Annotated in this window: 20 protein-coding genes; 8 read left to right on the top strand and 12 right to left on the bottom strand. The window is 60.7% G+C overall.

The genetic code is table 11. The features are described from left to right. Positions 1–10: 10 nt before the first annotated feature. Positions 11–1,048 carry an MBL fold metallo-hydrolase gene (locus FHT78_RS00400; protein ID WP_183738979.1) on the bottom strand — a complete coding sequence of 346 codons (1,038 nt, stop codon included), beginning with the start codon at positions 1,046–1,048 and terminating at the stop codon, positions 11–13. Between the two features lie 588 nt (positions 1,049–1,636). On the opposite strand from FHT78_RS00400, the gene FHT78_RS00405 reads away from it, so the two are divergent. After that, on the top strand, positions 1,637–1,837 hold the full coding sequence (locus tag FHT78_RS00405) for a hypothetical protein (protein WP_183738982.1): 201 nt from the start codon (positions 1,637–1,639) through the stop codon (positions 1,835–1,837). A gap of 362 nt (positions 1,838–2,199) precedes the next feature. Continuing rightward, positions 2,200–3,990, top strand: coding sequence for a glycoside hydrolase family 15 protein (locus tag FHT78_RS00410; protein ID WP_183738985.1), 1,791 nt, complete (start codon positions 2,200–2,202; stop codon positions 3,988–3,990). A 294-nt stretch (positions 3,991–4,284) separates the two neighbouring features. Here the strand turns inward: FHT78_RS00410 and FHT78_RS29165 are convergent, their stop codons facing one another. Continuing rightward, a complete protein-coding gene (locus FHT78_RS29165) occupies positions 4,285–4,491 on the bottom strand; it encodes a hypothetical protein (protein WP_246715017.1) in 207 nt (68 codons plus the stop codon). A gap of 234 nt (positions 4,492–4,725) precedes the next feature. On the opposite strand from FHT78_RS29165, the gene uvrB reads away from it, so the two are divergent. Next, on the top strand, positions 4,726–7,659 hold the full coding sequence (uvrB, locus tag FHT78_RS00420; protein WP_183738988.1) for an excinuclease ABC subunit UvrB: 2,934 nt from the start codon (positions 4,726–4,728) through the stop codon (positions 7,657–7,659). Between the two features lie 11 nt (positions 7,660–7,670). Here uvrB and FHT78_RS00425 read toward each other — a convergent pair whose 3' ends face one another. Next, on the bottom strand, positions 7,671–9,248 hold the full coding sequence (locus FHT78_RS00425; protein WP_183738990.1) for a DUF5677 domain-containing protein: 1,578 nt from the start codon (positions 9,246–9,248) through the stop codon (positions 7,671–7,673). A 648-nt stretch (positions 9,249–9,896) separates the two neighbouring features. Between FHT78_RS00425 and FHT78_RS00430 the strand changes: the two genes are divergently transcribed. Further along, positions 9,897–10,259 carry a hypothetical protein gene (locus tag FHT78_RS00430; RefSeq protein ID WP_183738992.1) on the top strand — a complete coding sequence of 121 codons (363 nt, stop codon included), beginning with the start codon at positions 9,897–9,899 and terminating at the stop codon, positions 10,257–10,259. A gap of 263 nt (positions 10,260–10,522) precedes the next feature. After that, positions 10,523–10,915, top strand: coding sequence for a GNAT family N-acetyltransferase (locus FHT78_RS00435; RefSeq protein ID WP_183738995.1), 393 nt, complete (start codon positions 10,523–10,525; stop codon positions 10,913–10,915). A 3-nt stretch (positions 10,916–10,918) separates the two neighbouring features. Here the strand turns inward: FHT78_RS00435 and FHT78_RS00440 are convergent, their stop codons facing one another. From FHT78_RS00440 to FHT78_RS00450, 3 genes are all read right to left on the bottom strand, one after another. After that, on the bottom strand, positions 10,919–11,527 hold the full coding sequence (locus FHT78_RS00440; protein ID WP_183738998.1) for an exonuclease domain-containing protein: 609 nt from the start codon (positions 11,525–11,527) through the stop codon (positions 10,919–10,921). Positions 11,528–11,722: 195 nt separating this feature from the next. After that, a complete protein-coding gene (locus tag FHT78_RS00445) occupies positions 11,723–12,046 on the bottom strand; it encodes a hypothetical protein (protein WP_183739000.1) in 324 nt (107 codons plus the stop codon). A 900-nt stretch (positions 12,047–12,946) separates the two neighbouring features. Beyond that, on the bottom strand, positions 12,947–13,552 hold the full coding sequence (locus FHT78_RS00450) for a J domain-containing protein (RefSeq protein WP_210289753.1): 606 nt from the start codon (positions 13,550–13,552) through the stop codon (positions 12,947–12,949). 843 nt (positions 13,553–14,395) lie between these two features. Between FHT78_RS00450 and FHT78_RS00455 the strand changes: the two genes are divergently transcribed. Next, on the top strand, positions 14,396–14,608 hold the full coding sequence (locus tag FHT78_RS00455) for a cold-shock protein (protein WP_007818490.1): 213 nt from the start codon (positions 14,396–14,398) through the stop codon (positions 14,606–14,608). A gap of 291 nt (positions 14,609–14,899) precedes the next feature. Here the strand turns inward: FHT78_RS00455 and FHT78_RS00460 are convergent, their stop codons facing one another. Next, positions 14,900–15,268 (bottom strand): helix-turn-helix domain-containing protein, encoded by a 369-nt coding sequence (locus tag FHT78_RS00460; RefSeq protein WP_183739003.1) that lies wholly within the window; start codon positions 15,266–15,268, stop codon positions 14,900–14,902. Positions 15,269–15,315: 47 nt separating this feature from the next. On the opposite strand from FHT78_RS00460, the gene FHT78_RS00465 reads away from it, so the two are divergent. Continuing rightward, positions 15,316–16,125: an SDR family NAD(P)-dependent oxidoreductase gene (locus FHT78_RS00465; protein WP_183739006.1), complete on the top strand. Its 810-nt coding sequence runs from the start codon at positions 15,316–15,318 to the stop codon at positions 16,123–16,125. Between the two features lie 74 nt (positions 16,126–16,199). Here the strand turns inward: FHT78_RS00465 and FHT78_RS00470 are convergent, their stop codons facing one another. The 5 genes from FHT78_RS00470 to FHT78_RS00490 form a co-directional block, all read right to left on the bottom strand. Next, the gene (locus FHT78_RS00470) at positions 16,200–16,703 is read right to left on the bottom strand and encodes a hypothetical protein (RefSeq protein WP_183739010.1); all 504 of its coding nucleotides are present in this window, start codon (positions 16,701–16,703) and stop codon (positions 16,200–16,202) included. A 347-nt stretch (positions 16,704–17,050) separates the two neighbouring features. Continuing rightward, positions 17,051–17,368 (bottom strand): hypothetical protein, encoded by a 318-nt coding sequence (locus tag FHT78_RS00475; RefSeq protein ID WP_183739012.1) that lies wholly within the window; start codon positions 17,366–17,368, stop codon positions 17,051–17,053. Further along, a complete protein-coding gene (locus FHT78_RS00480; protein ID WP_183739014.1) occupies positions 17,365–17,574 on the bottom strand; it encodes a hypothetical protein in 210 nt (69 codons plus the stop codon). Before FHT78_RS00480 ends, FHT78_RS00475 begins: the two co-directional genes overlap by 4 nt. 86 nt (positions 17,575–17,660) lie before the next feature. Next, on the bottom strand, positions 17,661–18,215 hold the full coding sequence (locus FHT78_RS00485) for an alpha/beta fold hydrolase (RefSeq protein ID WP_183739017.1): 555 nt from the start codon (positions 18,213–18,215) through the stop codon (positions 17,661–17,663). A 120-nt stretch (positions 18,216–18,335) separates the two neighbouring features. Beyond that, entirely contained in the window at positions 18,336–19,478 is a 1,143-nt protein-coding gene (locus FHT78_RS00490) for an NAD(P)/FAD-dependent oxidoreductase (RefSeq protein WP_183739020.1), read from the bottom strand. Between the two features lie 128 nt (positions 19,479–19,606). On the opposite strand from FHT78_RS00490, the gene FHT78_RS00495 reads away from it, so the two are divergent. Then, entirely contained in the window at positions 19,607–20,272 is a 666-nt protein-coding gene (locus FHT78_RS00495) for a TetR/AcrR family transcriptional regulator C-terminal domain-containing protein (RefSeq protein ID WP_348644690.1), read from the top strand. The last annotated feature ends 19 nt before the right edge of the window (positions 20,273–20,291 follow it).

A 20,291-nucleotide genomic window follows, 5' to 3' on the forward strand; every position in this document is an offset into this window, starting at 1 on the left:
GCTCCGTACCTCACTCCCCCACCACCCCTCCAGCCTTCTTCCAAGCATCAATCCCACCCTCAATATGACACGCACTCCCCACCCCCGCATCCTGCGCCGCCTGCACCGCCATCGCCGACCGCTCCCCGAACGCGCAGTAAAACACCACCCTTTTCCCCGTCGCCACCGCCAGCTCATGCAGCATCCCGCCCTCTGACAGGTTCTCCTGCAGATCCGCATAGGGCGCATGCAGCGCGCCGGGGATCACCCCATGCCGCTCGCGCTCGCTCTTCTCGCGCAGATCCACGATCACCACATCCGCCCGCCCGCGCAGATCAAGCGCCTCCTTCGCGCTCACCGCCCAGCCCTTCCGCGCTATCTCCTCCTGATGCAGCCCGATATGGATGTTGGCGGGGACGGCGACGTCCATCATTTTCGGGTTGGGCAGGTGCAGGTTGTTCATCAGCTCGACATATTCGTCGATCGATTTCACCTGCAGGCGCGGGTTGAAGCGTTTTTCCTCGCCGATGGTGGAGACGGTGTCGCCCTTGTAGTCATGGGCGGGGAAGAGCAGCGTCTCCTCCGGCAGGCGGAGCAGCTTGTTGAAGATCGAGTCATATTGGGCGCGGGGATCGCCGTTCTGGAAATCGGTGCGGCCGGTGCCGCGGATGAGCAGCGTGTCGCCGGTGAAGATGCGGTCGCCCATCAGGTAGGAATAGGAATCGTCCGTATGGCCGGGCGTGTAGAGCACGTCGAGGCTGATGCCCTCGATGCCGACGCGGTCGCCTTCGGAAACGCGCATGGCGACGACATCCGCCTTGGTCTGTTCGCCCATCACGGTGATGCAATGCGTCTGGTCGCGCAGCGCCCCGAGGCCGGTGATGTGATCGGCATGCAGGTGCGTATCGACGGCCTTGACCAGCTTCAGGTCCAGCTCGCGCACGAGCTGCATGTAGCGATCCACCTTTTCCAGGACGGGATCGATGATCAGCGCCTCGCCGCCGCGCCTGGAGGCGATGAGATAGGTATAGGTGCCGGAGACACTGTCGAAAAGCTGGCGGAAAATCATCTGTCCACTCCATTGCGCCGGCGCCAGCGCTTTCTGGCTCTGAAATCGCCAGCCTCGCCTTCGACTGCGAACCGCATCGGACGTGTGCCGATGATATCTTCATGCCGGTAAAAGCGGAAGAAGCCGGAGGGGATGAGGGCCATGGTCCGCCCTCGCCCAATGTGAGTAACTGACGTAAGGCAAGGCTCACTCTCCCCTAAGGTAAGGTCCCGCCGAGACGCTTTTGTTGTGTAAAAATAAAGCAAATGGCCGGCGGCAAGCGCCCCCGGCCATTAATTAAGCAATAGCTGAAATAATTCGCCGCGACTCAAAAAGTGAGCTTACGGTTTCGTCATTCCGGCCTACAATGCTCCACGCTGGATGCTGCAAACCAGTGGAGAAGGGTTGCCCACCACTCCTGTATCGCAGGCGGCCCTTCTCCTTCCATATCGCAAGCGCCGGCCGGTTTCTATTACATGCGTAACATTGTGCGTCTGCATGAAGAATTCTCCTTGGTGGGCCCGGGCTGCACGATGACGTGATCTTCCAAAAGTTGAAGAACACAATCTGCGCCCTAGAACGTTCGGGGGGACGTTTGAGGGAATCTCGATGATCAGAGAGAAAATGTCGGCGAGCCAGACGCCGATGCAGGAAGAGGATGTCGCTCTTTGCCAGCGCGTCTATGAGCATATCTGCGCGGCGAGGCAGATCGCCAGCGACGACGAACGCGAGGAACTGGCCATTCAGATCCTCCATTTCTATCAGCATGGGGTGAAGGATCAGGGAAGCCTGGAGCGGTTGTTGCTGTAGGTGGACGGTTTCTTTTGGTATAGTAGCCGAAGGCGTGAGGATGGTCGGCATATTGCTCCGCTACGCTGATGGCTTTGGCAGCGCGGCCACCCAATCTCCCTCATTCCTGTGCTTGTCACAGGAATCCAGCGGCCGCGTGTCCACGCGGCGGAAGAGTTTGACGTAAGCGCGTCCCAATCGATGAATGGTTTCCGCAAGCACTCTCGTTCAAGAGTCCTCTCGGCTTGCAGACGCAAGCCGGCTGGATTCCTGTGACAAGCACAGGAATGAGGGTGGCCGCATCACCTATCCCACCGCCCCGACAGTTGACCTCCCCACACGAGCCCTACCTAAAACTCCGCTGATATGCTCAGGAGGCACTGGTGACGGCACTTATCGAGGATTACGCGCTTATCGGAGATTGCGAAACCGCGGCACTCGTGTCCAGAAACGGCTCGATCGACTGGCTCTGTTTTCCCCGCTTCGATTCTCCCGCCTGCTTCGCCGCCCTGCTCGGCACGCGGGATAACGGTTTCTGGTCGCTCTCGCCCTCCGGCGGGAAATACAGCGTTTCGCGCCGCTATCGCCAGGACACGCTCATTCTCGAGACCGAGTTTCAGACCGAGACGGGCACCGCCGTTCTCACCGATTTCATGCCGCTGCGCGATGGAACGAGCGATCTGATGCGCATCGTCGAGGGCAAGAGCGGCACCGTCGCCTTCGATATGGAGCTCAACCTTCGCTTCGATTACGGGCGAACCGTTCCCTGGGTCACGCATGGCGAAGACGGCGGCATTACCGCCATTGCCGGTCCCGACAGGCTGACGCTGAACTGCGCCGTGCCGCTGGAAGGCCGCGGGCTGAGCACGGTCGGCTCCTTTTCCGTTGCGGCGGGCGAAAGCCAGGTTTTCACCCTCACCTGGTCCCCCTCGCATCTGCCGCCGCCGGCCCGGCGGCAGGTGGAATATGCGCTGCCGGATACGGAGGAATTCTGGCAATCCTTCGCCGGCAAGTGCCCAAAGGTCGGCAAGTGGACGGAGCAGGTCAAACGCTCCCTCATCACGCTGAAGGCGCTCACTTACATGCCGACGGGCGGCATCGTCGCTGCCGCGACCACCTCCCTGCCGGAAAAGATCGGCGGGCCGCGCAACTGGGACTATCGCTATTGCTGGCTGCGGGACGCGACGCTGACCCTGCTCGCCCTGATGAAGCTCGGCTATTACGAGGAGGCCCATGCCTGGCGCAACTGGCTGCTGCGCGCCGTCGCCGGCTCGCCGGCGCAGATGCAGATCATGTACGGCGTCGCCGGCGAACGCAATCTGCTGGAATGGCAGGTGCCCTGGCTGACGGGCTATGAGGGCTCGCGGCCCGTGCGCATCGGCAATGCCGCCGCCGAACAGGTGCAGCTCGATGTCTATGGCGAAGTGGCCGACGCAATGCTGCAGGCGCGCAAGGGCGGTTTGCCGCCGCACCATCGCACGCGCGAATTGGCGACCGCCATCCTGCCCTTCCTCGCAAAGACCTGGGGACAGCCCGACGAGGGCATATGGGAGGTGCGCGGCCAGCGCCAGCATTTCACCTATTCCAAGGTCATGGCCTGGGTGGCCTTTGACCGCGCCGTCAAGATCGCCGAGGAGGACAACGAGCCCGAAGCCGCCGCCCGCTGGCGCGCGCTCGCCGATCGCATTCATGCGGAGGTCTGCAGGAAGGCTTTCGATCCGGAGCTCGGCTGCTTCACCCAGGCCTATGGTTCCAAGGCGATGGATGCCAGCCTGCTGCATCTCGGCATGGTCGGCTTCATCGCGCCTGACGATCCGCGCTATATCGCGACGGTCGAGGCGGTGGAGCGCAAGCTGCGGCGCGACGGCCTGCTGCTGCGCTACGAGACGCAGGAGGTCGACGACGGCCTGCCATCAGGCGAAGGCGCCTTCCTCGCCTGCAGCTTCTGGCTCGTCGACGCCCTCAACATGATCGGCCGCCGCGACGACGCCCTCAGCCTGTTCGAGCGGCTGCTGGCGATTTGCAACGATGTCGGGCTGCTGGCGGAGGAGTATGATCCCGACGCCAGGCGCATGCTCGGGAATTTTCCGCAGGCGTTCAGTCATGTCGGGCTGATCAACAGCGCGCTGAACCTGGCGCGGGCCGAGGGGCCGGCGGATCAGCGGTCGGCGTGATGGGGGTGGGTTGGGCTCCGGCGACTCCTCCTCTCCCTCATCAAGTCAGATCAGGAGAGGCTGTGCGTTGCGCCCCCGCTCATCCGCCCTTCGGGCACCTTCTCCCCGCTGGGGAGAAAGGGCGCTGTAATGCTCCAGCCCAGCAAAGCATTTTATGTTGCGGTAGAACCGCGTCCTGGTTCCCTCTTCTCCCCCTCGGGGAGAAGGTGCCCGAAGGGCGGATGAGGGGGCTCCGGGCACCACCATCTCGCCATCATCCCTGTGCTTGTCACAGGAATGATGGAGGATAGCGTGCTAGGCCGTCTGCTTGACATAGATCTCGGGATCGCAATCGACGCGCCTGGCCTTACCGTCAGGCGTTTTCAGGACGAGTTCTACGCCGCCACCGATCTCTTTGGGGCGCCAGCGCCAAACCCAATCTCCCTCATTCCTGTGCTTGTCACAGGAATCCAGCCGGCTTGCGTCCGCAAGCCGAGAGGACTCCTTGAAACTGTCCGCCATGGAGCGTTTCTTCACAGGCCAATGGCTGATAAGATTCTTCCGCCGCGTGGACACGCGGCTGCTGGATTCCTGTGACAAGCACAGGAATGAGGGAGGTTGGAGTTGGCGCCGGTGCCCAAAGCAAGGTTGGCGCCCATAAAGACACTACTATTCCAAAATCCGAACGATTCATTCGTTTCCCTTTTGTACTCTCAACCCCTTCCATTTCCGCATGACAACAGCCATATTCCGCCCATGGCAAAATCTCCGAAGAAATCCTCCCCCTCGACCGGTTTCGAGGAAGCTCCCCAATCGTCCTTCGAAGGCGCCCCGCTCAGCGGCAGTGTCGCCGACTGGGTGAAGCAGCTCGAAGCCGATGCCGAGGCCGCCGGCGTAGAGAGCCAGCGCGAAATCGCCTCCAAGGCGGGCAAGCACCGCAAGAAGGTGGAGAACGAGGCGCGCAAACACACCGAGGCCGTCAGCGTCAACAAGAAGGCGACGGTGAGCAAGACGGCGCGGGGCGTCTCCATCGGTGGCTCCACCGACCCGAAGACGCGTGCGGCCGCCGGTCTCAATCCGGTCGCCGGCCTCGATATCTCGCTCGAAGACGCCGGCAATCTGGCGCCCGGCGGCGTCACCGCCACGGTCGAGGCGCTGTCGAAGCTGATCGAGAGCGGCAACCCGCTGCACAAGAACGGCAAGATCTGGACGCCGCACCGCCCTGCCCGGCCGGATAAATCCGAAGGCGGCATCACCATCCGCATGGCCTCGGAATACCAGCCGGCCGGCGACCAGCCGACGGCGATCCGCGATCTCGTGGGCGGGCTGGAGACCGGCGAACGCAGCCAGGTTCTGCTCGGCGTCACCGGCTCGGGCAAGACCTTCACCATGGCCAAGGTGATCGAGGAAACGCAGCGCCCGGCCCTCATCCTGGCGCCGAACAAGACGCTCGCCGCCCAACTCTACTCGGAATTCAAGAATTTCTTCCCCGACAACGCGGTGGAATATTTCGTTTCCTACTACGATTATTACCAGCCGGAAGCCTATGTGCCGCGCTCCGACACCTATATCGAGAAGGAAAGCTCCATCAACGAGCAGATCGACCGCATGCGCCACTCGGCGACGCGCTCTCTGCTCGAACGCGACGATTGCATCATCGTCGCCTCCGTCTCCTGCATCTACGGTATCGGCTCGGTCGAAACCTATACGGCCATGACCTTCCAGATGAATGTCGGCGATAGGCTGGACCAGCGCCAGCTGCTGGCCGATCTCGTGGCTCAGCAATACAAGCGCCGCGACATGGATTTCCAGCGCGGCTCCTTCCGCGTGCGCGGCGATACCATTGAGATTTTCCCGGCCCACCTTGAGGATGCCGCCTGGCGCATCAGCATGTTCGGCGACGAGATCGACGCCATCACCGAATTCGACCCGCTGACCGGCCAGAAGACCGGCGACCTGAAATCGGTGAAGATCTACGCCAATTCGCACTATGTGACGCCGCGCCCGACGCTGAACGCCGCGATCAAATCCATCAAAGAAGAGCTGAAGGGCCGCCTCGCCGAGCTGGAAAAGGCCGGCCGCCTGCTGGAGGCCCAGCGCCTGGAACAGCGCACCCGCTACGATATCGAGATGCTGGAAGCCACCGGCTCCTGCCAGGGCATCGAAAACTATTCGCGCTATCTCACCGGCCGCGACCCCGGCGATCCGCCGCCGACGCTGTTCGAATATGTGCCTGACAATGCCATCGTTTTCATCGACGAAAGCCATGTCACCATTCCGCAGATCGGCGGCATGTACCGGGGCGACTTCAGGCGCAAGGCGACGCTGGCCGAATACGGCTTCCGCCTGCCCTCCTGCATGGACAACCGCCCGCTACGCTTCGAGGAATGGGACGCCATGCGCCCGGACACGATCGCCGTGTCGGCCACGCCGGGCAGCTGGGAAATGGAACAGGCCGGCGGCGTCTTCGCCGAACAGGTCATCCGCCCCACCGGCCTCATCGATCCGCCCGTCGAGGTGCGCTCCGCCCGCAGCCAGGTGGACGACGTGCTCGGCGAAATCCGCGAAACGGCCGCCAAGGGCTATCGCACCCTCTGCACCGTGCTGACCAAGCGCATGGCCGAGGACCTGACCGAATATCTGCATGAACAGGGCGTGCGCGTGCGCTACATGCACTCGGATATCGACACGCTGGAGCGCATCGAGATCATCCGCGATCTTCGTCTGGGTGCTTTCGACGTGCTCGTTGGCATCAACCTGCTGCGCGAAGGCCTGGATATTCCCGAATGCGGCTTCGTCGCCATTCTCGATGCCGACAAGGAAGGCTTCCTGCGCTCCGAAACCTCGCTGATCCAGACGATCGGCCGCGCCGCGCGTAACGTCGACGGCAAGGTCATCCTCTACGCCGACACCATCACCGGCTCCATGCAGCGCGCCATGGACGAGACGGCCCGCCGCCGCGAAAAGCAGATGGCCTATAACCAGGAGCACGGCATCACGCCCGAAAGCGTCAAGGCCAAGATCTCCGATATCCTCGACTCGGTCTACGAGCGCGACCATGTCCGCGCCGATATCTCCGGCGCCTCCGGCAAAGGCTTTGCCGATGGCGGCAACCTCGTGGGCAACAACCTGCAGGCCCATCTCAACGCTCTGGAAAAATCCATGCGCGACGCCGCCGCCGACCTCGACTTCGAAAAGGCCGCCCGCCTGCGCGACGAAATCAAACGCCTCAAGGCCGTCGAACTCGCCGCCATGGACGACCCGCTGGCGAGAGAGGAAGCGAAGTCGATGGAAGGCAAGAACCGCGCCTCCTCCCCTTCTCCCCAGCGGGGAGAAGGTGCCCGCAGGGCGGATGAGGGGGCCACACCCACCTACTTCGCCAAACCCCACCTCGACGAAATGGGCCGCCACGTCGCCACCCCGGCCGACGGCAAGAGCCTCTTCCGCCGCAATACGCTGGACGAGATGACCGTGGGCCGGACGGAAAAGCCGGTGACAGGGCATGTGCCGGAGAAGCCGGATGCCGCCAAGGGCACGAACCGGTTTTCGCCGTTGCTTGAGGGCCAGCCGGAGCGTGATGACATGCGACCGCTGGTGCGTGGGAAGACGGGTGTCGGGAGCTATGAGGAGCCGGGCGAGCAGAAGCGCAAGGGCCGGACGAAGGGCAAAACCGGGCGACCGGGGCGGTGAGGTAACGAACCCTATTTGACCGCAACCACCTGAATTTTTTCGTTTGGCTCCGGCTCCGTCATCACTTTGTAGGCTGACAGTCGCATCTTAAGCGTCGGATACAGGGAATTCAGATCATCGATCATCCGGTTGATGAGTTTGCAGGCGTCCGGCAAGACTGAAGGCATTTGCAATACGGATGAGCTAGGAACAACGTGATATCGATGTAACGGGTTCAGGCAATTAACGAACACAGTACTTCTTGTGCTTGCCCATTGGCCATGTACAAACCCTGACGTCCAGTCATAATATTTGTCATAAACATCTTTGACAGCAGCTAGCTCAGCCATCTTGCGTAAGTTCGCTCCAGCCCAATGCCCAAGATCGATGTCTTGAAACTCCATCCAGCGATCCTCATTCGCAATCCTATGCAGTTCCGCCAAATCGATGAAATCTGGTAAGTTTTCCTGTTTCATATATTTCAGAAATGCCAATTTCGTTTGCCCTGCGCCATATTTGCGGTATTGCAGCCAAAGCGTCTCATTGTCTTCTTGCGTCAAATACCGCAGCAAAATGAATGTCTCCACTATAGTCCGCAGCGTCACCCGGCCATCAGTTTGGCTATGGCCCAAAGATCCAGAAATAAGAGCTAATTGGATAGCATAGAGAGCCAAGCCAAATGCTGCCTCATGTCGCGGATCAGCTTTTGTTGTTGTTATTGTCTTCATGTAGTGATCACTGACCACGTCAGCCAACCTTGATATTTCTTCGAGCACGTCTGCAGGAGCTGTCTCTTGGCTTGGATACTCCGACAGGACTAAGCAAGGTGCATCGTTGAACATCTGCTGCCAGAAGGCTTCGGAGTTGTAAATCGCCATTTTCTGCCGGCCCGCCGGCCAATGTTTTTCGGCGTCCTCCAACTGGAACTCAATTTGCCTTAAGCCAAGTTCCAAGGCTCGAATGCTGGGGCGAACTTGCTCCTGTTGTCCGAAGTTCGGAAAATCTACGATTTCTTTGATCTTGTCCTTCAAAGAAATGTCAAACGTTAGCTGGTCTCGACAACACACGACATATAAAGTCTTAAGCCACCTGATATCCGTAGATTTTTCAGACTGGTGGTCGAAGACGTCAGCTATTGCTGCTGCTAATTGCCTAAGCGCCGCGCCTTTGTCACCCAGCTTCAAATGCCGCTCCCAATGCTTCCTATCTGGCAGCGTCTCAATTGCCAGAAGAGTGCTTAATGTCTCATGCAGCCGCTTATCCGCTAAAATCGGCTTCATCATCACATCAAACTCATCCTCTGAAGCAACGGATAGAAAATTGTGAGTGATGTGCAATTCTTTACGTTTTGGCAGATTCTCAAAGCAATTCTCGATTAAACGTCGGAATACATCGAGATATTCCATGCGATCAATCGATGAAACGACTAGAACAGCCCAAAGAATGTTCGGAACACATTCGTCAATCCAACTTGCCGGATGATTGATAGCCCCTAACCCCGCTCCTGAGAAGGTATCTAGGATTTTCCCTTTGCGGCGCTTCAGCTTATCCAACGGAGATATATTGAGGTTTTTAAAATTTTCTTTTCTAACGTTGCCGTTTTTTGCCATAGGATAAACCCATCTTATTCCCAGTCCCACTATATTAAGCTTAAGGCGAACGCTCGGCGGCGCACAAGTATCAATTTTGGGTTGTTGATGCGCGCGATCGCAGGCTAGAGGTAGATTAGCGACGCAGCCGCTAATTTCGAACTTAAATCAGTATAACGCGGAAGAAGAAGTCGGTGATCACGCATAATAGGGGAAAAATCCGAAACGCTTCAATGCTCATCCTCTGCGTTGTCTTAGCGGAACTAGCTGCCTCCCCCGTTTTCGCCGAGACGTTCAAAACCCGAAAGCACTCCTCCAAGCCCTCTACACCTTCAACACCGACACCGCCTCCGACAACGCCCCCTCGCCCCCGCTGGGGAGAAGGGGGGCGCACCGCCCCCGTGCCGAGGTGCTGATGGCCGCGATTTCAACAAGGTGCCGATCCGCTGGAAGAAGCCCAAAATCCCTTTTATGCGCGGACAGATGACGAACGGGACCAGCCATGACAGTCGCTTCACCGCTCATCCCCGCCAATCACGGCCGCTCCGATTGCGGTGAGCAGATGTGACAAGAAGTGAGCAAAAACTCTGAATTGTGGCAGGCATTCACCAGATTCGATGAACATATCCTGATGGCGGCTACACAGAGCCGTCTTATAAGAAAACTACCATGTCTATGCTTCGTAAGATCGCAGTAACGGGTCTTGTCTCTCTGACCCTCGCAGTTGGCTCCATTGCAACAGTAACGCTCGCGCTGGCGCATGGCGGAGGAGGTCACGGGGGCGAGAGCCATGGCGGAGGAGGCGAGCACATGGGAGGCGAGCACTTTGGAGGAATGGGAATGGGCCACTTCGCCGAAAATCGCGGCGGGGGGTTCTTCGGTCACGACCACTTTGGCCGCGACCACTTCGATGGACGGTTCAGAGATCGCGGAGCCCTTCTGTTCGGCAGCAATGACGACTACGACCGCTGCCAGTGGCAGTGGATGGCAGCGCCTGACGGGCATACAATCAGAGGCGAAGTCTGCTACTGACCGAAGCGGAAGGTCTTACCAGCGAGCCGGTGACCGGCCCAAACCGGAAACCGGCCCTCGGGCGAGCCTGACGTGATTTCTGCACTCTTGCCGCTGCTTTTCTCCCTGAAAGGCTGCGGCAAGACATCATCAGCAATTCGGAACGAGAATACGTCCTCCAGCGCAAGCAGCTCATCGCATCGTATTTTGCAGAGCGTGCCCGCGGCGGCTTTTTCTGTCACTTTGCACGGACAGAAACGCCCGATCAGACCGGAGACCACTCCATGCCAGAACTCCGCATCGACCCCTTTCCCTCGGATGAGGAACTCGCCGTGCTCTGGGCCGCCGCCAGGGATGGCGCCGAGGCGCCGGATTTCACCCGCGTCCTGCCGCGTAGCCTCGCCCATCTCGGCGCCTATCACGACAACAGGCTGATCGGATTCGTCAATGTCGCCTGGGATGGCGGCATCCATGCCTTCATTCTCGACACTTCGGTGCATCCGGATCTGCGCCGGCAAGGTATTGCCACACAGCTGGTGATGGAGGCGACGCGGGTCGCCCGCGAGCGCGGGGCGCAATGGCTGCATGTGGATTTCGAGCCGCATCTTCGGGGCTTTTACCGCGCCTGCGGCTTCAGGCCGACTGAGGCCGGGCTGATCCGGCTCGTCGAGGTGTGAAGCTCAGGAAAGAAGCGGCCGGTAGCCGCCGCCGGCTTCGCGCCGGGTCAGGAAGAAATGCAGGAGATTGGCATAGCCGCGGGCATCATCGATGGCGCGATGCGTATGCTCGATATTGCCCAGCCATTCACGCGGATAATGTGCGATATCGCATTCCCAGGGGCTGCGCCCCGTCGCACCCGCCACCAGCGACAGGATGCAGAGCGGCGGATGGCGAAAGAGACGATCGGAAATCCACGGCCCTTCGAACAGCGGCCGGCCGGTAAAGCGCTTCAGGTAATGATCGAGCCACAGGCCATCGAGCGCCACGGGATGGGCGGCAAAGATCGGCTCGGCCCTGAAGGCTTTCACCCAGGCCACGAAGCGGGCCATGACCTCGGCCGCAGCGTCGGGGTTTTCGGTCGCCGCCGCGAAGGCTTGCGGATGGGCCTGCCAGAAGGCCGTTGTCACCGGGTCCCGCTCCGCGCCCTCCAGCGGCTGCAGCACGGCCTCGAACTCACCGAGGATCTGCCCGGTCTCGGAAACGGCGACGGAGGCGAAAGACAGCATCGAATGGGCGCCAGGTATCGGGCCATCGAATTCGCAATCGGTGACGATGTAGATATGCGGCACGCGCGGTGTGCTCCCAGGAGTGTTTGGTGTTGGCGAGCATAGCGGGATATTTACGGGTTGCCATGGGGGTTCGGTCCCGCACTCCATTGCCCTCAAGCCGCTGCGATAGCGCTCCTTTATCCCCACAAGAAAACACCCGGCCATCCCAAGACGACCGGGCATTTCTCGACCCGCGCCATATTCGGCTTCGGGAGATCAATTATTATGTGACGCGCAGGCTTCGTCCATCGGGGTGGCGTTGCTTGTGCCGCCCTGGGTCTGCAGCTTGCCGGAGCCGGTGCCGCTGCTGCTGGCGTGGTCGGGGCAGCGGACCTTGTTGGTCTTCGTGCCCATTTTCGTGCTGCCGGTCTTCATCTTGTCCGTCGCCATCGGCTTCTTGACGGTGGTGCCGGCGCCGCCGCCGGAATCGGTGGTGTTCTTATCCATCGTGGCGCCGGTCGGGGCCGGGTTGGACTGGGCGAAGGCCGATGTGGCCATACCGAGGGCGAGAAGGGATGCTGCAACGATTTTCATATGCATGGGTATTCTCCTGACAGGATCAATTACTGGTCTCTAGGGAACCGCCGACCGCAGACATTGTTCCCTGGATTTTACCCTCTTCGCCCGCCACCCCTTTTCAATCGCTGCGCGAGCACCATCTCAAGCTTCAATCACTCTCTGCCGACAAGATCATTCCAGAGGGGAAAACGGCCCTATAAAGAGGCATGGCGGAAACGAGCCGACACGCCCATCGAAAAACTTCAAGCCCGGAAAACCCCGCCGGGCTTTTTTCCTGCGCCGTCTATAGCGCAGCGCCCCGAAGAAAAGCGGAAATGCTCCAGACTTCGGGGATCCACCTGGCGCACATCGCCCACGCTCGGAAAGTCACGAAGAACAAGGATTTCGCGAAAAGTTGCCGCAATTCTATCAAGCTGCTGATGACATGTGGCTTTGCGAGGTGGAAGGGCGAGTGGTATGTCGAATCCAATGGGGTACTGGTGGCGAAGCATATTGGCCGCGACCATATCGATGCTTGTAGCGGCATCTTCCGGTGCGATTGCAAGAGATCGGGATCAAACCTTCCCGGTTGCTTATGCAATCATGTTTCGGGGTGTCCCGGTTTCAGGGACTGCACTTTGCAAGCAGATGGTGAAATGCCGGCTTCTCGATCAAAAAGATCCACTGCTTTCACTTACTGTCACACGCCAGGGACGTAATAGCTACGAACTTTATATCGAGTGTGACGACTGCTCGTTTTCGGGCGGAAGGCCGCGTCTCTACGTTAGTGAAGAGCGAGAATTCGGCATCCAGTCTGGGCGTGGCTACGGCATCGTAACTAATCTCGTCGTGCAGCGACGAGAACAAATGGGTACAGTTTTGCTGGCATTTCCAGATGATGACAGGTGGTCGAGGTAGCGGCAGAGAAGGAGTAGAGGTCCCCTACTCCGCAGCTTCCCCCCGCTGCGGCTCCGCGACATCCATCTCCACCTCTTCGAGCGGGGCCAGAACCTCCACCTCATACGAATAGCCTTCGAGCATCGTGTAGGTATGCTCGATCGTCTCGATCTGCTTTTCCGTCTTGCGGATGGCCTCGGCGATGGCTTCGCCCCGGGCGCGCAGCATGGAGCCGAGCACGTCGGTTTCCGGGCGGCGGCCGAGGCGGTCTATGTGTTTGCGCACGCGGGCGCGATGGCGTTCGAGCTCCAGGATGTGGAATCGGCTTTTCACGATATCGTCGGAAAGTTTGCGGCGCATGGCGGCGACCGGGTCGAAGCTGCCGGGTTCGCGCTCGTCGAGGATCACCTCGTTGACGAGCGATTCCAGCATCAGCACGCCTTCGAGATCCCGGGGGTCGGCGAGCTGCGGATCGTAGCCCGTATCGTCATAGACGCGCCGGCGCACCGGATCCTGCAGGAGTTCATAGGCGATCTGCAGCCGGTTGAAATGATCGGTGTCGCCGCCGGCATCCGGATGCGCGCCCTTGGCGGCCTTGCGCCAGGCAAGCCTGATCGCATCGGCATTGGCGTCACGCTCCAGTCCAAGCATGGCATAGGGATCGATCACGCCGGCACTTCCTTCATTCACTGCTTCGTCCCTCCGAGACCTAACCGCAGGCGGACGCCGCATCAAGCCCCGAAACACCCTGCCATAATTGCGGCCGCTCGGGACGAAATTGTGGAACGCGCGGATTTTCCCACAGGTGAAGGGTTAAGGCGATGGGTTTTTCCGGTGTTATGACTGGGAGAGAATTCAGGTGGCGCTGGCTGTCAGGACGGCCGGTCTGAACCAGCCGGAGCCCCCTCACCCTGCCCTCTCCCAGAGGGGAGACGGAGTGTCGCGCCTGCCGCAAATGTCTTCTCCCCATCGGGGAGAAGATGCCGGCAGGCAGATGAGGGGACTCCGGGCGCCGACCTCGCTCTCTTCCAATTGGCAAGGAAGATTGGAAACTCGCACGCACCGTCATCTGCAAGTGGCGCCTCGTCATCCACAAGTTGCATCCTTCACCCTGCCCCACCTTGATACACATCCGCCACTTTCTGCTAACGCCCCGCCAACCATTTGAATAGACATCATTTCCCGCATCGCAAAAAGCCATGCCACAATATTGCCGCTTGCTTTTTGCCCGAAATGCTGGCACGAACTGCAACACTCGGGCATTTCGCATGCCGGTGACTGGACTGAAGTGGTAATGCCTCGTCGGAGCGCCAATTCCGGCAGGGCGGCATGGGTGACACCCATGCGCGTAGATGTTCTTTCCCCGTACGTGACGTCTCGACTGACCCTTCGCGTCCGGCTTCCAGGGCCGAAAGCGCGAAAGCTAAAGCCGTCCGCCTCCCCACCGCCGGGGGTGCGGATAAACTAACTACCAATGGGAAAAGGACTATCCCCATGGCCACCAAGGGCACCGTAAAATTCTTCAACCAGGACAAGGGTTTTGGTTTCATCACGCCGGAAGGCGGCGCCAAGGACGTTTTCGTCCACATCTCCGCTCTCCAGGCTTCTGGCATCCAGTCGCTGCGCGAAGGCCAGCAGGTTTCTTTCGACACCGAGCCGGATCGCATGGGCAAGGGCCCGAAGGCTGTCAACATCCAGGCCTTCTGATCTGATTCAGATCTTTCTGCGTTAAGCAGGTGACGGCGCTCCGCAAGGGGCGCCGTTTTTGTTTTCAGATGGTGCGAGAGGTGCTTATCATATTTGCCTCCCCCCGGAGCCCCCTCACCCTAGCCCTCTCCCCGTTGGGTAGAGGGGACGTGGCCTGCGACGCCTTTGAGAGTGCGGAAACGGTGCCGCAAAACCCCTTCTACCCAGCGGGGAGAAGGTGGCCCGAAGGGTCGGATGAGGTGGCCGCCTATTCGACGTGTACGGCTCGAACGCGGATAAGCTAGCCCTCGGTCAGATACCTCGCGAAAACTCCCGCGCCGCCATCAGCACCGGCATCAGTGCCCTTCCCGCCTCCGTCAGCCGATACTCCACACGCGGCGGCTGCTCGCCGTAATCCTGCCGCTCGATGAGCCCGTCCTGCTCCAGCTCCCGCAGATGCTGTGTCAGCATCTTCTGCGAAATGCCCGGCATGTCCCGCTTCAACTGCAGGGCCCGAACCGAGGGCGCGGCAAAGAGCCGGAACAGGATCGGTAATTTCCAGCGCCCGCTGATCATTTTGAGCACCCGCGTCACATGCGCGACGGAACCGTCAGGCCCAAGACAGACGGAGCGATCTTCCTGTCCTACAGGCACTTTTAAGTGCGTAATTGTGTCGAGCATCGTCCTGTTCTTCTGTGCTTCCTCCGCTCCAACATAGGAAGATCGCGATGGATTTGAAACTCGACGGCAAGACGGCGCTCGTCACCGGCAGCAGCAAGGGCATCGGCGAAGCGATCGCCCGAGGGCTCGCCCGCGAGAAAGCAGTTGTCATCGTCCACGGCCGCGACCGGGCCGGGACGGAGCGCGTGGCCCACGAGATCATTGCCGAAGGCGGCCGCGCTCATGCGGTGACCGGCGACCTCACCATCGACGACGAGGTGGAGCGCCTGATCGACGAGGCGCAGGCGCTTGCCGGCCGGATCGACATCCTCGTCAACAATGCCGGCGGCGCGGGCGAGCCGGAGGACTGGACAAACAGTCGCCCAGCCTCCTGGGCCGCAGCCTACGACCGCAATGTCCTGGCCGCCCTTCGCGTCACCACAAGGCTGCTGCCCGACATGCGCAAGGCAGGCTTCGGCCGCGTCGTCAACATCTCCAGCCTCGCCGGGCTGATGCCGCCTGCCGGCAGGCCGGATTATTCCGCCTGCAAAGCCGCCATGAACGCCATGACCTCTTCCATGGCCAAGGCGGTGGCGGCCGAGGGCGTGACCGTCAATACGATCTCACCGGGCACGATCCGCAGCGCTCGCCTGGACACTCGCTTCCGCGAGGTGGCGGTCGAACGCGGCGTGGCCGCGGATGCCGCATGGGAGACGATCGAACAGGCGGTGCTGCCGCTTTTCGCGGAGGTGCCGCTTGGCCGCGTGGGGACGCTGGACGAGATCGCCGACGCCGTCTCCTTTCTCGTCAGCCCACGGGCGGGATATATTACGGGAGTGAATCTCAGGGTCGATGGCGGGATGCTGCCGGCGATTTAGGGTCTGAGGACGGGCGCAACCGTAGCTCGACCCCGCTGACGCGAGGACGAAAGCTGGAGGAGCGCGCCCTGCACTCATTCATTCTCGCCGAGACAGCTGCCGATATATTCCCCGCGCTTCCAGAGCAAGGCGCTTCGGATAGCTTCGCATCCTTCAGGTGTCACCGGCCACAGACATAGGATACGATCGGCGAGATCCTCGCCCGGCTGCAGGATCGCCTCGATGGCAGCGGCCTCCCGCGCGGTATCGGCATAATCAGGCATCGCCAGTATTTTGCGGTCCGCCACCCTTGCGGCTTCATGGAGCTTGCGCCGGAGCGCGACCAGCACCGCGTCGTCACCATCATCGGGTGTTTGCTCCATCGCGCCGCCACTCGCCTCGATCTCCGCAAGCAGCAGTTCGAGACTGCCCCCAAGATCCTCGCCAGCCGTCAGCCTCATCTGCCATGCTTCCACCGCCTGCCTGCACCGCGCCCGTTCCCGGGCGATTGCCGAGGCAATCGCCCTCTCCTGACAGAAGCCGCCTGAAAGCTGCGCGGCCCGCACCAGCGGCATCAGGTCTTCAGGAATAACCGTCAAGAAAGCCACCCGTTACGCGAAAGAGAGGTTGCCGTTTTTGCCGGCTGGAAGCATGTCACTGCGCAGTGAGAGGAGCCCGCGGACACAGCCGATAGCGCTGCGATCCGTTGGAATGGCGCCCCGTATGCAAGTGCTTTGCTGATGGTGATGTCGCTCCTTTCGAGCGCGCAGGCATGCATGCAAATGTCTCCTGTTGGATATCGCTGCCGTCATAGGGTTGTACCTGCGAATGCCTGCAACAATCAAGGAAATTATTCCTATTTTCGATCACGATCCATATCAGAAGGGACTTTTCAGGGACATGGCAAACGAAGATAGGTTTATGTTCCGCACCGGCACACAAGCGCTCAGACCGCCTCGCTGTGACGCTCGACGAGTTCGGCCCATTCCATTGCCGCGTGGCGGCCGAGCACCGTCTTGTCATTTTCGATGACGGCGGCGATGCGGCGGAAGAGTTCCTCGGCAAAGGGCGCCGGCCTGCCGGATTCGGCGTTGCCGGACGGACGCAGCATGGTGCCTCCGGCAAGATGGATAGCCTCGATGCTGAACCCTTCATGATCGCCCGAGAGCTCGGCCGAGCCGTAGAGCAGCAGGCCGTTGTCGTTCCGGCCAAGGATGGGGATGACGAGCTCGTCGAAATCGAACCGCAGGCTGAAGGCGTTCATCGGCCGATGACCTCCTGCTGGAGGCATTCCGCGCGGATGAGCTGGGCCTCATGGCGGCCCGCCAGCAAGATCACGAAGCCGGCGGCGAGGAGAAGGCCGGCAAGCAGCGGGAGCCCGCCGATGGCATCGAGGCGGCGGACCGCCTGGCTGGATGCAGACGTGAGGAAAGACGCCCCGCTCCTTGCTTCAAAATATCTCGATATCATGCTGCAGCTCCTGCATCGGCTTTGATTTCAGCGATGCGGGAGGATGCGATGCCAATGGTTGAGCGATGGAATGGGCCGGGTTCGGCCTATGCGGCCAGCGAACGTATATCCTTGGCGACGTCGACGAGATCATTGTCGAGCTGATGATCGCGCCCCGGAAGCGCGCAGACGACCGCATCCGGGATCGCCCTGGCGTAAAGCTCGATATGGGCAAAGGGCACGGTATCGTCTTCACTGCCGTGATAGATGAGCACGGGCAGGCCCTCCGGCAGGCTTTCGGAAAAGTCGTCGCACTCGGCGATCTCATCGCTCTCCCATCCGCCGGCACCCATGAAGGGCGGCGCGATGAGGATGACCGCGCCTGGCTCGAATGCCGGCCAGTCCTCGGCAAGCGTATGCAGAAGCACGGTGCCGCCGAAGGAATGGCCGATCAGGATGGCGCCGTCTTCGAGGGTCCGGAATTCGGCGATGACGGCAGCTTTCCAGGCCTGATAGTGCGGGTCCGCTTCATCCGGCATGCGGGGATAGCGGATAGCGTAGGCATCGCCGAGTTCACGCGCCAGGCTGTCGACGAGCTTGTTGTCCCATTGGTCATGGGTGGTTTCGCCGGCGCCCTGGATGAAGAGGATCTGTGTTGGCATGGAGGTGTCCCCTGATGTCGCCATCAGGGAGATGGGTCGATGCGGCGGCAGGACAAGACTGATGGTCTCCACCGCGGTGCCGTTTCTCTTTCACGCAGATAGCCAGGCCGGACGTTGGTCTCAGGAATTCGGGTTTCCGAGAAGCTTCTGCTTGAAAGCCTCGATCAGCCCGTGGGGAGCCGTTTCGCCGAATAAAAGCATGGTGAGTTTGGACGCCTCCGCTGCCGCTGTCGTGCTGCGAGCAAAAAGCTCCTTTTCATAGGAAAGCAGCGCCGCGTCGATATCACCAGACGATGCCGCAATCGACTTGCCGAGTTCGGCGCCGTCATAAATCGCGAGATTGGCGCCCTCTCCCGACGGCACCATCAGATGCGCGGCATCGCCGAGAAGGGTGACGCCGGGTACCCGGCTCCATCGATGCGTTTCCGGCAGCGTATAGATGATACGCGGCACCGGCCCCACGTCGCATCCGGTGATCAGCGCCGTCAGCGATGGAGCCCAGCCCTCGAATTCCGCGGCAATGCGGCTTGTGGCAGATGCCCGCTCGGAGACGTCGATGCTGTCGACCCACGCCTTTGGCCTTTGCAGGGCGATATAGGCGTGCAGCACCCCGTTCGGCTCGCGATGCGCCGTGATGCCCTTGCCGGGCGCGAGCGCGAACATGGAGCCGCCGCCAACAGCTTGCGCGCTGTCGGGGTGACGGACATCAGCATCGTTGAGCCATGTCTCGAAGAAGACCAGCCCGGTATAGGTCGGTGTCGCATCCGAGAGGAGCGGCCGCACTTTCGACCAGGCGCCGTCAGCGCCGATCAGCAGATCGGTCGTCACAAGCTGCCCATCAGCGAATATGAGTTCGTGCCTCCCTTCCCCGAGGGATCGCGCCGACGAGAGCTTGTGGCCCCAGCGCACCGCATCCTCCGGAAGCGACTCCAGGAGAATGCGCCGCAGCTCGCCTCGCTGCACTTCGGGACGCCTGCCCTTCCCGTCATCGGGATTGTCCATGAGAAGCGTCCCGTCCTTGTCGAAGAAGCGGGACTGCTGTCCGCCGGGATGGATGAGGTCAAGGAACTGTTCGTAAAGGCCTGCATCCTTCAGGCCGAGCTGGCCGTTGAAATCGTGGATATCGAGCATGCCGCCCTGCGATCTCGCCTCGGGAGAGGCATCGCCCTCATAGACCGTAGCGCGGATTCCGTTGATGTGAAGGACCCGCGCAAGGACGAGGCCGCCGAGGCCGGCACCGATGATGGCAATCGGAATATGCATGTCAATTCTCCGGAATTATTTAAAATGGAATGTCATTCCATAGTTGGAATGTCGTTCCATCCGTGTCAAGGTGAGGCATGAGAAAACCCGATGGAAGGCGAAGACAGGATTCACTCACGAGGGAGCGCGTGGTCGATGCGTCCATCGCCATTCTCGACGAGGGTGGTGAAAAGGGGCTGACCTTCCAGGCCCTTGCGAAAAGACTGAAGACTGGCGCCGGCGCGATCTACTGGCATGTCGAAAACAAGAGCGACCTCATGGTCGCCGCCTCCGATGCGATTGTCATCGACGTGATCGCCGCGTGTTCGGCCGGCGGATCTCCGGCGGATAAAATTCGCGCCCTCGCCCTCAACCTGTTCGACGCGCTGGACGAGCGTCCATGGCTCGGCTCAGCCTTGGCGCAGACACCGGGGTCGATGCCGACGATCCGGATCCTCGAACATCTTGGCCGGCAGGTTCGGGCGATGGGCGTGCCTCATGAAGACCAATGGACCGTTGTGGCCGCGCTTCTGAACTATGTGCTTGGCGTGGGTGGCCAGAACGCCGCCAACGCCGAGATGGCGCGAATGCAGCATCTCGAGCGCGACGCGTTGCTCGGCGAGATCGCGCTGAGATTGTCGGCCCTCGATCCCAAGGATTTTCCCTTCGTGCAGAGCATCGCCCCGAAAATGCCCGATCATGACGACCGCGCCGATTTCCTGACAGGTATCGACCTCTTTCTTGATGGTATTGCCCGAAGGGTCGCCGACAGCCCGATGGCGTCGGACAGAACAACGGGAAAAGAAGAGCCGTGACACGCAAGAGATGATGGAG

This window comes from Rhizobium sp. BK196, from assembly GCF_014193255.1.
GTDB lineage: Bacteria > Pseudomonadota > Alphaproteobacteria > Rhizobiales > Rhizobiaceae > Rhizobium.